Source organism: Ruania halotolerans (assembly GCF_021049285.1).
Classification (GTDB): domain Bacteria; phylum Actinomycetota; class Actinomycetes; order Actinomycetales; family Beutenbergiaceae; genus Ruania; species Ruania halotolerans.
This window is the reverse complement of record NZ_CP088017.1, coordinates 3338670-3353278: the sequence shown is the minus strand read 5'-3', so window position 1 is coordinate 3353278 and position 14609 is coordinate 3338670. Positions and strand designations below refer to the sequence as shown.

Sequence of the window (14609 nt, the reverse complement as noted above, 5' to 3'; positions counted from 1 at the left end):
TGATGGTGCGAAAGACCTCCGCGACTCACAGGAGTGAGAACGAATGGCACGAATCGTCGGTGTCGACCTCCCCCGCGATAAGCGGCTCGAGGTGGCACTCACCTACATCTTCGGTGTCGGGCGTACCCGCGCAGCCGAAGCCCTGACGGCAACGGGCCTGAGCCCCGATCTGCGGGTGAAAGACCTGAACGACAACGAGGTGGTCGCCTTGCGTGACTTCCTCGAGGGTGCGTACAAGCTCGAGGGCGACCTGCGGCGTGAGATCGCTGCTGACATCCGCCGCAAGGTCGAGATCGGTTGCTACCAGGGGCTGCGGCACCGTCGTGGTCTGCCCGTGCACGGGCAGCGGACCAAGACCAACGCACGCTCCCGTAAGGGTCCCAAGCGGACCGTCGCCGGCAAGAAGAAGGCCGGTCGCTAAGTAGCCCGTCGACCGGCTTTCCGCGGACAGCCGGTCCGGACCGACGACCTCACCGAAGAAGAGAGAATCTCAGATGCCTCCCAAGACTCGCCAGGCGACCGCCGCGCGCAAGCCGCGCCGCAAAGAGAAGAAGAACATCTCCGCGGGCAACGCCTACATCAAGTCCACGTTCAACAACACCATTGTCTCCATCACAGACCCCTCCGGTGCCGTGATCTCCTGGGCCTCATCCGGGCAGGTCGGCTTCAAGGGCTCGCGGAAGTCGACCCCGTTCGCCGCCCAGCTCGCTGCCGAAGCCGCTGCTCGTAAGGCGCAGGAACACGGGATGAAGAAGGTCGACGTCTTCGTCAAGGGACCGGGTTCGGGTCGCGAGACGGCCATCCGGTCGCTCCAGGCCACCGGCCTCGAGGTCGGCTCCATCCAGGACGTCACCCCGCAGGCGCACAACGGGTGCCGCCCGCCCAAGCGCCGCCGCGTCTGATCCGGCCGGACCTCACGTATAGCAGGACCCCCTCGTCCGGACCGATGGGCGAGGGGCTCGCGCACGGCGTCATATAGCGGACGCCTGCTGAAAGGACACACCCGTGCTCATCGCACAGCGCCCCACGCTCACCGAAGATGTTGTTGACGAGTACCGCTCTCGCTTCATCATCGAGCCCCTTGAGCCCGGTTTCGGCTACACACTGGGCAACTCGCTCCGGCGGACCCTGCTCTCCTCGATTCCCGGCGCCGCCGTGACCAGCATCCGTATCGACGGCGTGCTGCACGAGTTCTCCACCATCACCGGGGTCAAGGAGGATGTCACCGAGATCATTCTCAACATCAAGAACATCGTCGTTTCCTCGGAGAACGATGAACCCGTCGTGATGTACCTGCGCAAGCAGGGGCCCGGCACGGTGACCGCCGCGGACATCACCCCGCCTGCCGGGGTGGAGGTGCACAACCCGGATCTGCACATCGCGACGATCAACGCCAAGGGCAAGCTCGAGGTCGAGCTGACCGTGGAGCGCGGCCGAGGCTACGTGTCGGCGGCGCAGAACAAGTCCTTCGATGCGGAGATCGGCCGGATCCCGGTGGACTCGATCTACTCCCCGGTACTGAAGGTGACCTACAAGGTCGAGGCCACACGTGTTGAGCAGCGCACTGACTTCGACAAGCTGATCGTCGATGTCGAGACCAAGCGTTCCATCGACCCGCGCGATGCGCTCGCCTCAGCGGGAAAGACCTTGGTCGAACTGTTCGGCCTGGCGCGTGAGCTGAACGTCGAGGCCGAGGGTATCGAGATCGGCCCGTCGCCGACGGACTCGGCGCTTGCCGAGGATCTGGCACTACCGATCGAGCAGTTGGACCTGACCATCCGGTCCTACAACTGCCTGAAGCGCGAGGGAATCCACACCGTGGGCGAGCTCGTCGCGCGCAGTGAGGCGGACCTGCTCGACATCCGTAACTTCGGTGCGAAGTCGATCACCGAGGTGAAGGAGAAGCTGGTGGGCCTGGGCCTGTCCTTGAAGGACAGTCCTGCCGACTTCGACCCGACCCTCGTGGCCAGCGCTTACGACGACGGCGACGACTTCGACGCCTACAACTAAGCCGCGCGGCCCATCACAAGAAACTGAGGAAACATCATGCCTAAGCCCACAAAGGGTCCTCGCCTCGGTGGCGGACCGGCGCACGAGCGGCTGATTCTGGCCAACTTGGCACAGTCGCTGTTCGAGCACCAGAGCATCACCACGACCGAAACCCGCGCCAAGCGTGTGCGTCCGCTGGCTGAGCGGTTGATCACGAAGGCGAAGCGCGGTGACCTGCACGCTCGCCGTCAGGTGCATGCTGTGCTCTCCCGCAAGGACGTCGTCCACGTCCTGTTCGCGGAGATCGCTCCGGCCATGGCCGAGCGTGACGGTGGATACACCCGCATCACCAAGATTGCCCCGCGTAAGGGGGACAATGCTCCGATGGCAGTGATCGAGCTCGTCATGGAGCCGGTCAGCCCGAAGCAGGCCACTGTCGCCGAGGCCGAGGCCGCCGCCAAGCGTGCGGTCAAGGAGAACGCTGCGGCCGAGGAAGCGCCGCAGGAGCCCGAGAGTGACTCCGTCGAGTCGGTGGACGAGGGTGCGCAGACGGACGAGGGTGAGCAGACCGAGAACGTCGAGACCAGCGACGAGCCTGAGGCTGCCGAGGGCGATGCACCGGCGGAGCCGGCGACGTCTGAGGACTCCAAGTAAGAACTTCCTCCTCGTGAGGAACACGAGGCGCCCACGAGCCTGACCGGCTCGCCCGTCTCACGAAGGGCCCGTCCAGGGATGACCTCCCGGGACGGGCCCTTCGCCGTGTGACCGATACAGTGCGCAGATGGTCCCCACAGTGCTTCTGGTGCACGGGATCCGTTCGTCGCGGACCATGTGGCGGCGCGTCGAACGAGAACTTGTGGCCCACGATGTGCCGGTCGTTGCCCTGGATCTGCCCGGACACGGAGAGCGGATGCACGAGAAGTTCGGGGTGGATGCCTGCATGACGGTGCTGGAGGATGCGGCCCGCCGCGCAGGTGGCCCGGTCGTTGTCGTCGGCCTCTCCCTCGGCGGATATCTGGCCATCCACTGGGCCGCGCACACGCAGCTGCCTGTACAAGCCGTGCTCGCCGCCTCCTGCAGCGTGCGCCCGCGCGGCGTAGCGCTCGCCGGGTATATCGGTCTCGCGCGACTCATCGCACGGCTGCCAGACCAAGGGATGGCCCTGCACCAACTGGTGAGCAGGTGTGCGCTCGGTCGCGAGGGTGCCCATGAGGCCTCTGACGGCGGTGTGGCGCTCGAGGCGATGGTGCCCGCCCTGCGCAGCATGCGTACGGTGGACCCGCTCGCGGACCTGGCGCTCCTGGACGTACCGGTGTGGCTGGTCAACGGTGTGTGGGACCACTTCCGAGTGGAGGAGGGCCGGTTCCTTGCCGCGGCGCCCACGGGGCGTCTGATCCACGTGCGCGCTGCGGGACACATCATCACCGCCGACCAGCCCGCAGTCTTCGCTCGACTGACCCGGTCCCTGGCGCGGCTCGCTTCTCGGTCGGTGGCCTGAGGGCTCATCGCCGCAGACCTACCGAGCTCGATCTCACCCTGGGTCACCCTTTCCTCACCCTCGAGGCGTCGCACCGGCGGCGGTGATGTTCACCCTCAGTTCACCCGTGCCAGTAGCGGGACCCTCTGCTTGAGTAGGCGCGAGCCGTCGGGATCTCGTTCTGAGGTCGCCGGGCGTGGCTCCAGGTGCATGCGAGGGAGAGTGAATGCTGTGGTGCTAGACCAGCTGGCTGAGGTCTGCCCCAGCGATTCACCCTACGGGACGGTCGCTTCCCCCGAGCCAACCGCCACCGCCGCACTGGCCGAGACGAGGACCGGCGCTCGATCGCACACCGGGCCAGACGGCGCCTGGAGCCACGCGTACCGGTGGGGTGCCGCTGCCGGCGACACCCTGATCGCCACGGTGATCGTGGCCGTGGTGACGGCTCCGCTGGCAATGGCGCCGGCGCTGCTGGCCGCTCACGCGGCAGCCACCGGGGCGTTCTTCGCGCTCACCACCGGGCTGCAGCACGGATATGACACGCGCCGGGCAGCCGCCGGCCCACACGAGTATGGCGCCGTCCTGCGTGCAGGATGGATCTGGGGGTCGCTACTGGTCGCGATGGCCTATATCGGCCTCCTGGAGGTGCCTGCGGGACAACTCCTCACAGCGATTGCAGCGACCGTCCTCACAGTGCTGGTGGCACGTTCACTGCAGCGTGCGCTCGTCAGGCACCGGCGACGACATGGCTACTGGCTGCGCCGCACCCTCCTGGTCGGTGAGCCGGAAGTGCTGCGCTCGCTCACCGCCCGGTTCGAGGCGCAGCCCCGCTACGGCTTCGGGGTGGTCGGCACATGCCTGAGCGAACCGGTCGACGGCTGGCTCGCTGCGCCGGTGCTCGGCGATGTGGAGCACGCGGCCGACGTTGTCGCCGAGCACCGCATCCGTGTGGTCGTGGTGACCGCATCGTGTATGGGAGCAGCCGACCTGCGGCGCTTCTGCTGGCAGGTGGAACGGTACGGCGTCGAACTGCTGGTCGCGCCGAATATGGAGGAGGTCGCCCCGGTACGAGTGGCACTGCGACCCGTCTCCGGAAGCCCGTTGCTCACGGTCGCGATCGGGGCGAGCCGAACCCAGCGAGCAGTCAAGTCGCTCATCGACCGATTGCTCGGCATGCTGCTCCTCCTCGCCTCCCTCCCGGTGCTGACGGCCAGTGCACTCCTCGTTCGCCTCACCTCAGCCGGCCCCGCGTACTACCGGCAGACGCGGATCGGTCGAGATGGGGTTCCGTTCACGATGATCAAATTGCGCACGATGTACATCGATGCCGACAGGCGTCGCACCGACTTGCTACCGCACAACGATGGCAACGCGGTGATGTTCAAGATGCGCCAGGATCCACGGGTCACGCCCGTCGGACGCGTCTTGCGGCGGTTCTCCCTCGACGAACTGCCGCAGCTATGGAACGTCGTGCGGGGCGAGATGTCACTCGTCGGTCCGCGCCCGCCGCTGGGCGAGGAGATTGCGGGCTACGACGCCGATGCGCGGCAACGCCTACGGGTCAAGCCTGGGCTCACGGGGCTGTGGCAGGTGAGTGGTCGGTCCGACCTGGACTGGGCACAGACGGTGCGCCTCGATCTCAACTACGTGGACAACTGGTCTTTCCTGATGGACGTGACCATCTTGTGTCGCACGTTCCGTGCGGTGTTCGGGGGTAGGGGTGCGTACTGATCGTCTCGATCACGAGAGCTTCGGCACGCCACCGGCCACCGATGACGCTCGGTCGAAGGCGCGACCGGCAGCCGGTCGGCCGCCGCTGGCCTTCGATGAGGCACTGGACGTGCTCCGTGGGAGGCAGAAACCTGGGCCGGGCGTGCCGGCCTACACCCGTTGGGTGAATCGTGGACTGGCCCGCTACGCTGCCGCCGCCGCGTATCGGAGCGGACTCGGCCCGAACGAGGTGACGGCGATCAGCGGCCTGGTCTCGTTGGCAGGGATGGCCGTGCTGGTGCTGAGGCCGGCTTCCCTTCCCGCCGGAGTAGCGGTGGCGATGCTGCTCGCGACGGGATACCTCCTCGATTCGGCAGATGGTCAGGTTGCCCGCCTCAGCGGGCGCAGTAGCCGCGCCGGGGAGTGGCTGGACCACGTCGTTGACGCGGTCCGCATGCCCATGCTCCATCTGTGCACCCTGGTTGCGCTGTTCCAGACCGGCACCGCGCCGTGGGTGCTCGTGTTGCCGTTGCTCTACGCGGTGGTCACCACCGGTCAGTTCTTCAGCCAGATGCTGGCAGAGCAACTGGCGCCCTCCGGCACCGCACCGATCCCACGCCAGGGGCAGTCCTTCTTTCTGTTGCCTACCGATACCGGCGTGCTGTGCTGGCTGTACGTGCTCTGGGGCCTGCCCGGCGCGTTCGTGCCTGCCTATGCAGCGCTGCTCGTCCTCAACCTTGTGCACTCGGTCATCTCCATGCGACGTCGGTTCCGACAGCTGAGCGACCCGGACGAAAGGACGCTCCGGTGACCGTGGGATACGTACCAGGCGGCTTCGACCTGTTTCACATCGGCCACCTGAACATCCTCAGGGAGGCACGAAGGCGGTGCGATGTCCTGATCGCTGGGGTAGCCACTGACGAATCGCTCCTGGAGATGAAGGGCCGAGAGCCGGTGATCCCGTTTCAGGAGCGCCTCGAGGTGGTCGCGACGCTTCGGCTCGTGGACCACGCAGTTGCCGACACGTCGCAGGACAAACGCGTGGCGTGGCGAGCGAATCCGTTCGACGTCCTGTTCAAAGGCGATGACTGGCGGGACACCTACAAGGGTGCCCTGCTAGAGCAGGAGATGGCCGAGGTCGGAGCTCGAGTGGTCTATTTCCCGTACACGCAGCGGACGTCGTCGACCATCCTGCGTCGTTTCATCTATGACTCTCTCGACTCGAAGGGAGCATGACAGTGGCCGCACAGACAGCGCTCGACCAGTCCGCAGCGGAGCGTTCCGAATCAGCGGCGCACGTGCCGACCGTCTCGGTCGTCATCGCCACCCGGAGTAGGCCCGAGCTGCTCCGGAACGCCGTGCGCTCGATCCTGGTGCAGGACTACCGCGGTGCGGTGGAGGTGATCGCGGTCTTCGACCAGACCGAGGTTGATGGGCTCACTGACATCGCTGTACCCGAAAACCGGCAACTGCGAACGATTCCGAACGGCCGCACGCCGGGGCTAGCCGGCGGGCGCAACAGCGGCATCATCGCCGCCACCGGGACGCTGATCGCCTTCTGCGACGATGACGATGAGTGGCTCGCCGGCAAGCTCACCGCCCAGCTCGAGACGTGGCGGACCGATCCGGAAGCGATCGGGATCGCGACCGGAATCGTCATCCAATCCCCGGGTGGACGCCACGTCCGCGTTGCCGAGGAACGATTGCGGTTCTCCGACTTCGTGCGATCGCGGGTGCCCGAGGTCCACTCGTCCAGCGTCCTGTGGCGCCGCGCGGACCTGCTCGGTCGTATCGGCCTGGTGGACGAGGAGCTTCCGGCGTCCTACGGCGAGGATTATGACCTGCTGCTGCGAGCCACCAAGTCCGGTGACCTCCGCTGCGTACCCGAGCCGCTCGTGGTCGTGCACTGGGACCGACCCTCGTACTTCGCGAGCAAGTGGCACTCGATCGCCGATGGACTCACGTACCTGCTTCGCAAGCACCCTGAACTCACCGGCAATGCGCTGGGGACGGCCAGGATCTGCGCCCAGGTGGCGTTCGCGCACGCTGCACTCGGGCAGCGAAAGGACGCCTGCCGTTGGGTGGTGGCGACACTCCGACGCGATCGCACCCAGCTGCGTGCATACGCAGCGATGGTGGTCGCCGCTCGCCTCGTCCCGGCCCACGTGCTCGTGGGCTGGGCCAATCGCCGAGGTCGAGGGCTGTGAACGGCGTCCATGCCGGTCGCGGCCGACGAACGGTCGTTCTGCTCGGCGTTGTCCTCGTGCTGATCATGGTGCTCGTGGGGGTGCTGATCGCTCAGAATTCGACGTCATCCGCGGATCCGGCCGACCCCACCGGCTCCGCGCGCGATCCGGCCTCATCGTCGGCACCTCCACCCTCGCCCAGTCCTCCGTCGTCGCCGTCCTCGCCGTCAACCCCAGCCCCGCAGGTGCCGGCCCAGGGCGCCATTGATGACGATACGGCGCAGACCCTTCTCGAGACGTACGTGACCGCCGTAGCTGAAATCGCACCGGACGCGGAAGATGTGCCGGAGCGCATCGACGCAGTAGCCGGCGAGACGATCATTGCCGAGCTCGAGGCGGAGCTCCTCGAACTCGACTCCAATGGATGGACCCGCACCGGCTCAGCCGTGGTCGATTCGGCCAGTGTGATCGACCAGGACAGTACCGCCACCCCGCCGGTGGCGACGGTGCATGCGTGCATCGATTCCAGCGAGGTGCGTGTGCTCGACAGCGCTGGTGCCCCCCTCCCTCAGGACCCGTCGGCAGCACGTGCTGTGAACATCTACACCCTCCATCAGGTCGACGGTGCATGGGTGATCGTGTCGCGCACATTCGGCGACGATCCGGCCTGTTAACGACTCCTCCCGTGAAGGACACTCCAGTGACACGCTCCCAGCCAACGCCCAGCCGGTACCGGCTCCTCGCCTTCGCTACCGCTGGAGCGCTGCTCGCCCCGCTGCTAGCCATTCTTCCGCAGCAGAGTGCCTCGGCCATCGAGCCTCCAGGTACGGTCGACGGACTCACCGAGGCCACAGCCGCGGCGTCGTGCTGGGAGATCAAGCAGAACGACGACGACGCACCTGACGGGATTTACTGGTTGTGGACCCCGGAGCTGGGTGCGCCGGACCAGTTCTACTGCGACCAGACCACCGACGGCGGTGGTTGGGTCATGATCGGACGTGGCCGAGAGGGCTGGTCCGAATCCAATATGGGGTCGGGGACCAGTGGGCAGGTGCGTTCACCGCACACGGGTACCGCAGCGTTCACGCCGCGGCAGTTACCCTCCCGGACGATCGAGGGCCTACTCAACGGTGAACCGGTCACATCCCTGGCTGAGGGTATCCGGCTTCGCCGCGCCCTGAACCAGAGCGGGACCCAGTGGCAAGACCTCACCTTCACGCTCGCGAGCCCGCGGGACACCTGGACGTGGCAGTTCTACAACAATCAGCGTGTCGGACAGTGGCGGGTCGACGGCGTCACCCGGACCGGTGGCTCGACAACCAACTTCGGATCAGACAGCCTCTACCGCCGGGTCACCACGACGGCAGGATCGGCACAGGGCTGGATGACCGGTTTCGGCTACGGCACCTCCGCCCGAGGCAGCTCGTCGTCGACGAGTTACATCTGGGGCAGCAGCACGTCGATGATCAACCCTCGTCCCTTCACCCAGGTGTTCCTGCGGCCACAGCTCACCAGTGAGGACGTGGCGCTGACGGTCCCGTCCGGGGGCATCGACCAGAGCACCCAGGGCCCTGGCCCCCAGAGTTTCGCCGAACGGACCACATGGGGCCTCAACGGCCTCGGAAACGGCCCGAACTCGTACGAGGGGAGCAACGAAGCCTCGGCCTTCGCCGAGGTGGACGGCATGATCTTCGTGGGCGGCAACTTCACACACGTGCAGACATCCGCCGGCGGTGCGAACCGGCAGAGCCAGGCGTATCTGGCGGCGTTCGACCGTGAGACCGGCGCGTGGATCTCCACCTTCCGTCCGACGTTCGACTATCAGATCAAATCGCTGGCAGCGTTGCCCGGCGGACGCCTCGCCGTGGGTGGCTTCTTCACGACCACGAACGGTGAGCCACGCCAAGGACTCGCAGTGCTCGACGCACACACGGGGGAGCTCGATCCGGGCTTCTCCGGTCGGCTGATCAACTATCTCGGCGGTGGCAGCGCGGTTGCGGTGCGATCAGTGGACGTGCACGACGAGTGGCTGTACGTGGGCGGCGCCTTCACCCACTCCACGGGTGGCACCGAGAATGGCGAGGCGTACACCCGGGCCGGAGCGCGGTTCTCCGTGACCGACGGGACACCCGACCGGAGTTGGAACCCGGAGTTCAACGGGACGGTCGTCGATCTCGATGCCTCCGACCAGGGTGATCGGGTGTACTTCGCCGGATACTTCACTGCGGCGAAGTTCAATCAGCCCGACGCCGTCGAGACTCTGAAGGGCGCTGCATTGCGCACCTCGGATGCCACGGCGCTGGCCTGGGACATCCCGAAGAGCAGTTCCGAACGGTCTGGTTACCAACAAGCCGTGCTGGAGGTCGGCGACCGAGTCTGGCTCGGAGGATCTGAACACAATCTCTACTCCTACAGCCGCGACGACTTCAGTCTGCTCAGCACCAATATCGGGCAACGGGGCGGAGACTTCCAGGCGCTCGCCTCCGACGGCGTCACGGTCTATGGCGGCTGCCACTGCTACGACGCCAACTATTCCGGCGCGAGCTCCTGGCCGAACGTGGGCACCTCGTGGACCTCGGCGGACCGCATCAATGCGACCGGTGCCTGGAGTGCGACTACCGCCGCATTCGACCCGGAGTTCAGCCCGGAGACGCATCAACGCAACGGCGCGGGCGCATGGGCGCTGTTCGTCGACTCCACAGGCACACTGTGGGAGGGCGGGGACTTCACCTCTTCGGTCCGTGCGGGATACACGCGGCAATGGTCCGGTGGATTCGTCCGATTCGCCCCCCGGGACACCAGTGCACCCGCGGTTCCGGCCAATCTCGACGGGCAGGCGGTCGGCGAGGAGGTCCGTCTGACGTGGGACGAGGTCGGTGGCGCACAGTCATACGAGGTACTCAACTCGGGACGTGTCCTGGCGGCCACGACACAGACCACGGTTACCCTGCCACGAGTCTCCGACGACTCCTCCTTCGCGGTGCGGGCCGTCGACGCTGCGCACAATCGGTCGGCGTCGACAGCGACGGTCGTCGTTGATCCGCCTGAGCCTGGCCCGCAAGATCCGACGTTGATCGCGGCCGGTTCGGCCTGGTCGTACTGGTTCGATGCCGAGGGGCCAGCAGCAGGCTGGGAGAATCAGGGCTTCGACCATTCCTCCTGGCCCACCGGCAGTGCCCCGCTGGGGTGGGGCCACAGCGACCTCGGGACGACGCTGACCAGCGATGCACCGTTGCGGCCACTCGCCTCCTTCTACCGCTCGACCTTCGACGTGGTCGATGCGAGCACCGTCGAATCGGTCCAGCTCACCACACGTGCCGATGACGGCATCGTGGTGTACGTGAACGGCGTCGAGGTGTTGCGGCAGAACGTCGATCCGGGGGCATCGGGCCCCGGCGTCTACGCCACCACCGCGGTGTCCGCAGGCAATGCCGTGGCCAATCCAGTCACGGCGACCGTCCCCGGCAACCTGGTCACCACCGGGACCAACACGATCACCGCCGAGGTGCACTCCAACTATCGCAGTACCCCCAGTCACAGCTTCGAGCTGAGCGCGGTCGCCACCTTCGGGACACAACCGCCCATCGAGGACCCCGACCCCGACCCCGACCCGGACCCCGAACCGGGCGTGGTGATCGGAGCCGGCTCCTCGTGGCATTACCACTACGGTGCGGATCCGGTGACCGCGGATTGGCAACAGCCGGGCACCGACGTCTCGTCGTGGCCGACCGGTGCCGCTCCGTTGGGCTGGGGACAGGCGGAGTTGGGCACCGAGCTCACCACGGATGCCTCACCTCGACCGCTCGCGTCCTACTACAGGTCCGAGTTTGCCCTCCCCCCGAACGCCACGGGAGACGTGCAGTTCAGCACCCGCGCCGACGATGGGATCGTGGTCTACCTGAATGGGGTCGAGGTGGCACGGGAGAACATCGATGCGGGCCCGGTGTCGGCGAACACCTACGCGAATGCTGCGCCCCGTGCGGCCGAACCGGTCGAGTTCACCGTGCCCGTCGCCGACCTGGATCCCGGGGACAACACGGTGACTGCCGAGGTGCACTCCAACTATCGCAGTACTCCAACCCACAGCTTCGAGATGAGCGCTGTCCTCCTTCCCGCGTTCGTCGCACTGGCCGGGCCGGCCCAGGCACCTGTCGAGCAGGAGCCAGCTGCCGATGAGGATGCGGACGGTGCCGTTGCCGAGACCGAAACAGGCGAGGAGCAGGCAGCGGAGCGGCGAGCGCCCGACGACGAGGCGGGCGAGGTTGACGAGCCGGTGGAGGCCGAGGAGCCAGTGGAGGCTGAGGAGCCGGCCGAGCAGGGGGAGCCGGTGGAGGTCGAGGAGCCGGCCGAGCAGGGGGAGCCGGTGGAGGTCGAGGAGCCGGCCGAGGGTGAGGAGCGTGCCGCCGATGAGGGACACGGCGACTCCGTGGGTCCGGCAACGCCAGCTGATGCCGTGGTCGTGATCGATGAGGCCGCACAATGGCGCTACTACGACGGCGAGGACGACGTGGTTGACGACTGGCAGCAGCCGGACACCGACGTGACGTCATGGCAGTCCGGGGCGGCGCCGTTGGGGTGGGGTCCTCACGACATGAACCCCGAACTGAGCACCGTTCTCGGATCTGCGCCGATCACCTCGTACTACCGCACCGAGTTCACCCTCCCCGAGGCCGCGACCGGTGAGCTGCTGCTGAGCACGGTGAGCGGTCTAGGGCTCATCGTGTACGCGAATGGAGAGGAGGTCGGTCGACTCAACCTTCCGGATGACGTGACAGCCCGGACGCCGGCCGACGTCGGCGACGCGGCACCGGACAGGGAGGAATCCGTGGAGCTCGTTGTCCCGATCACGACGCTGGAACCGGGGGAGAACACGATCGCCGTCGAAGTTCATTCCAGCGATCCGGTAGCCGAGAGTCTGGCCTTCAGCATGGAGGCGTCGATCGGGTAGCTTGCTCCGCTCACTCCCGTTCTCGGCGCGCCTGGGCATAGACCCTGCGAGCGTTCGCGACCCTGGTGGCGACGGTCCTGCTGAGATACCACCGGTCACGGTGAGGCAGGGCCGAGCCGCGGCGCTGGAGTGCGCTCGTGAGGGTGTCGATATGTTCCTCAAAGGATGCCCGGGTGGTTCCTGCGTCGGCGGCGAGAGTCAGCAGCCGCGGTATCGGCACTCCGAGCAGCTCACGGCTGAGCGCACCGTAGGAGGCCTGAATGTCTGGGTCTGACCAGGACGACTGCCGCCACTGAGTGGATGCGGTGATCTGATTCTCGTGCACGCGATAGAGGAGCCCGGGCTCGGCGCTCTTGTGCAGGCGGACCCCGGCGAGCGTCATCCGGAGCCACAGGTCGTAATCCTCCGACGGCACCTGGCGATAGCCACCCACCTGTGCGATGGACGACCGCCGGGCAAACATTGCCGGATGGGCGACCGGATTAGTGACCATCAGATGCAGCCCGAACGCCGCTGGCGGGATCGGTATCGGCAGCGTCGGCTGCAGCCGACGCGGGTGCAGCAGCGCGATCGTCGTGAATGTCACATCCGCTCCCGCCTGGCGGAGCGCCCTCTGTTGCACGGTGAACCGCCAGGGCAGCGTGACGTCGTCGCCGTCCATCCGAGCGACGTATTCGCTGTCCGTTCGCTCCAGGAGTGTGTTCAGACCCTCGGCCACGCCTATCCCAGACGAGGTCAGCACCTGCAGTTGCCGGCACGCTACCGCGTCCAGGATGGCTGGCGTCTCGTCGGTGCTGCCATCGTCCAGAACTGCCAGCGATGCATCGCGCGGCAGGGCCCGGAGCACCGATCTCACCGCCGTGCGGATCGTGCCAGCGCTGTTGCGCACGGGCAGCAGGACTGTGAGACGGGGCATCGGTCACACCGTTCCGGCCGGGCGAGCAGGATCGAGCTGCTCCGGAGATCCCCCGGACGAGGGCTGCATCACCGAGCCAGCGATCATGAAGACGAGCATCAGACCGGTGTGCAGGATGCCGTAGAAGAAGATCGTCACCGAGGTGCTGGCCATGGCGGCGCCCATGGCCAGGCCGACCGGGTCCCCTAGCTGCCACGATCGTCGGAACACGGAGAGGAACCACCCGACGAAGGGAACGATTGCTCCGAATCCGTGGGAGAACACCACCATCCACACCTGCCCTTGAGTCCCGACCGCCACACCCAGGGCGTCAGAGGGCCGGGGTGCGCCGAAGCCGATGATCGGCGACTCGGCAGTGCGCTCGATGGTCTCGACGTAGAGGGCGAAGCGGTCCTCGGTCGTGCTGCTGCCTTCGAGGCGCTGGGAGAGCCGTTCCTCGGTAGGAAGTGCGACGAAGACCAGTCCGCCCACGGCAGTCAGCGTGAGGACGGCACCGATGACCTTGATGTTCCGGGAGAGGATCGCACGGATCAGCACGTACACGAGGGCGACTCCCAGCCCGACGAACATGCCACGGTTCAGGCTCAGCAGTGCCGGCACTGTGGAGAGTGCGATGGTGGGGACCAGCCAACGGAGTCGGCGCGTGCCTCGGGATTCGATTGCGTAGGCGATCACGATCGGAAGGAGGATGGCATACGCGTAGCCCCAGCCGTTGGTGTAGACGAAGGGGGCACTCGGCCGGGGTGTGCCCGGAGCCCAGGCGTCCGGGTTGAACTGTGTGACTCGACGGACCACCATCTCCTGGACGAAGTCGTTCCCGGCGATGCTGCTCGGCAGCACCGACGCCAACGGCGTCCGTAGTGAGAGCAGGGGGAACGCCACGCCCAGGAGACCACCGACCGTCATCACGGCGAGAAACACCGAGGCTACCCGGGACACGTAGTGGCGGGTGATCTGCTCGCGTGCGTTGTAGACGTAGACGAAGATCACCGTGGCACTGACGTAGAGCAAGGCCCGGAAGGTGAACCCGAGGAACCTGCCGGCGGTGTCGAGCTGAACCACCGAGACCGCCATCCAGACGAGGAAGAGAAGCCAGAGGCCGAATCCGCGTGGCACATGAACGTGCAGTCGGCCTCGTGTCGCCAAATAGCACATCATCACGAGAGCGACCACCGGCCAGATGAGGTCCCCGACTCCGAGCACCCACCACAGGGGATAGCCCGCGAACCCAGCCGCGAGCGGCCAGGTGGGGAGCACGCCAACCGGCGCAGACCGGTGGGCGAACACACGTGGCTCCATGGGCGAGGACGAGTCACGTTCGGCGGAGGATGTGCTCGAAGAGCGACCTCGCAGCGCGGGCCGTGGCATCCTTGGAACGATGCC

13 protein-coding genes are annotated in these 14609 nt (G+C 66.7%); 11 read left to right on the top strand and 2 right to left on the bottom strand.

The window, feature by feature from the left end; translation table 11 throughout:
* Positions 1-43 precede the first annotated feature (43 nt).
* The 11 genes from rpsM to LQF10_RS19400 all read left to right on the top strand — a co-directional run bounded on the left by rpsM (position 44) and on the right by LQF10_RS19400 (position 12310).
* Positions 44-421 (top strand): 30S ribosomal protein S13, encoded by a 378-nt coding sequence (gene rpsM / locus LQF10_RS15020; protein ID WP_231064633.1) that lies wholly within the window; start codon positions 44-46, stop codon positions 419-421.
* Between the two features lie 73 nt (positions 422-494).
* Complete coding sequence (gene rpsK, locus LQF10_RS15015; RefSeq protein ID WP_231064632.1) at positions 495-902, top strand: 30S ribosomal protein S11; 408 nt, start codon at positions 495-497, stop codon at positions 900-902.
* 103 nt (positions 903-1005) lie between these two features.
* On the top strand, positions 1006-2010 hold the full coding sequence (locus LQF10_RS15010) for a DNA-directed RNA polymerase subunit alpha (protein ID WP_231064631.1): 1005 nt from the start codon (positions 1006-1008) through the stop codon (positions 2008-2010).
* Between the two features lie 36 nt (positions 2011-2046).
* Positions 2047-2643, top strand: coding sequence for a 50S ribosomal protein L17 (rplQ, locus tag LQF10_RS15005; RefSeq protein ID WP_231064630.1), 597 nt, complete (start codon positions 2047-2049; stop codon positions 2641-2643).
* Positions 2644-2770: 127 nt separating this feature from the next.
* Positions 2771-3487, top strand: a complete 717-nt coding sequence (locus LQF10_RS15000; RefSeq protein ID WP_231064629.1) for an alpha/beta fold hydrolase — start codon at positions 2771-2773, stop codon at positions 3485-3487.
* Between the two features lie 210 nt (positions 3488-3697).
* Positions 3698-5197, top strand: a complete 1500-nt coding sequence (locus LQF10_RS14995) for a sugar transferase (RefSeq protein WP_231064628.1) — start codon at positions 3698-3700, stop codon at positions 5195-5197.
* Entirely contained in the window at positions 5187-5987 is an 801-nt protein-coding gene (locus LQF10_RS14990) for a CDP-alcohol phosphatidyltransferase family protein (RefSeq protein ID WP_231064627.1), read from the top strand. The genes LQF10_RS14995 and LQF10_RS14990 overlap by 11 nt, the downstream gene beginning before the upstream one ends.
* Complete coding sequence (locus tag LQF10_RS14985; protein WP_231064626.1) at positions 5984-6412, top strand: FAD synthase family protein; 429 nt, start codon at positions 5984-5986, stop codon at positions 6410-6412. The genes LQF10_RS14990 and LQF10_RS14985 overlap by 4 nt, the downstream gene beginning before the upstream one ends.
* On the top strand, positions 6409-7383 hold the full coding sequence (locus LQF10_RS14980; RefSeq protein WP_435531409.1) for a glycosyltransferase family 2 protein: 975 nt from the start codon (positions 6409-6411) through the stop codon (positions 7381-7383). The genes LQF10_RS14985 and LQF10_RS14980 overlap by 4 nt, the downstream gene beginning before the upstream one ends.
* Entirely contained in the window at positions 7380-8036 is a 657-nt protein-coding gene (locus LQF10_RS14975; protein WP_231064624.1) for a hypothetical protein, read from the top strand. The genes LQF10_RS14980 and LQF10_RS14975 overlap by 4 nt, the downstream gene beginning before the upstream one ends.
* A 26-nt stretch (positions 8037-8062) precedes the next feature.
* Positions 8063-12310, top strand: a complete 4248-nt coding sequence (locus tag LQF10_RS19400; protein WP_231067403.1) for a fibrinogen-like YCDxxxxGGGW domain-containing protein — start codon at positions 8063-8065, stop codon at positions 12308-12310.
* A 10-nt stretch (positions 12311-12320) separates the two neighbouring features.
* Here the strand turns inward: LQF10_RS19400 and LQF10_RS14965 are convergent, their stop codons facing one another.
* Together LQF10_RS14965 and LQF10_RS14960 are read right to left on the bottom strand one after the other, a co-directional pair.
* Positions 12321-13226: a glycosyltransferase family 2 protein gene (locus tag LQF10_RS14965; protein WP_231064623.1), complete on the bottom strand. Its 906-nt coding sequence runs from the start codon at positions 13224-13226 to the stop codon at positions 12321-12323.
* Positions 13227-13229: 3 nt separating this feature from the next.
* Positions 13230-14513, bottom strand: a complete 1284-nt coding sequence (locus LQF10_RS14960) for an O-antigen ligase family protein (protein WP_231064622.1) — start codon at positions 14511-14513, stop codon at positions 13230-13232.
* Positions 14514-14609: the final 96 nt, after the last annotated feature.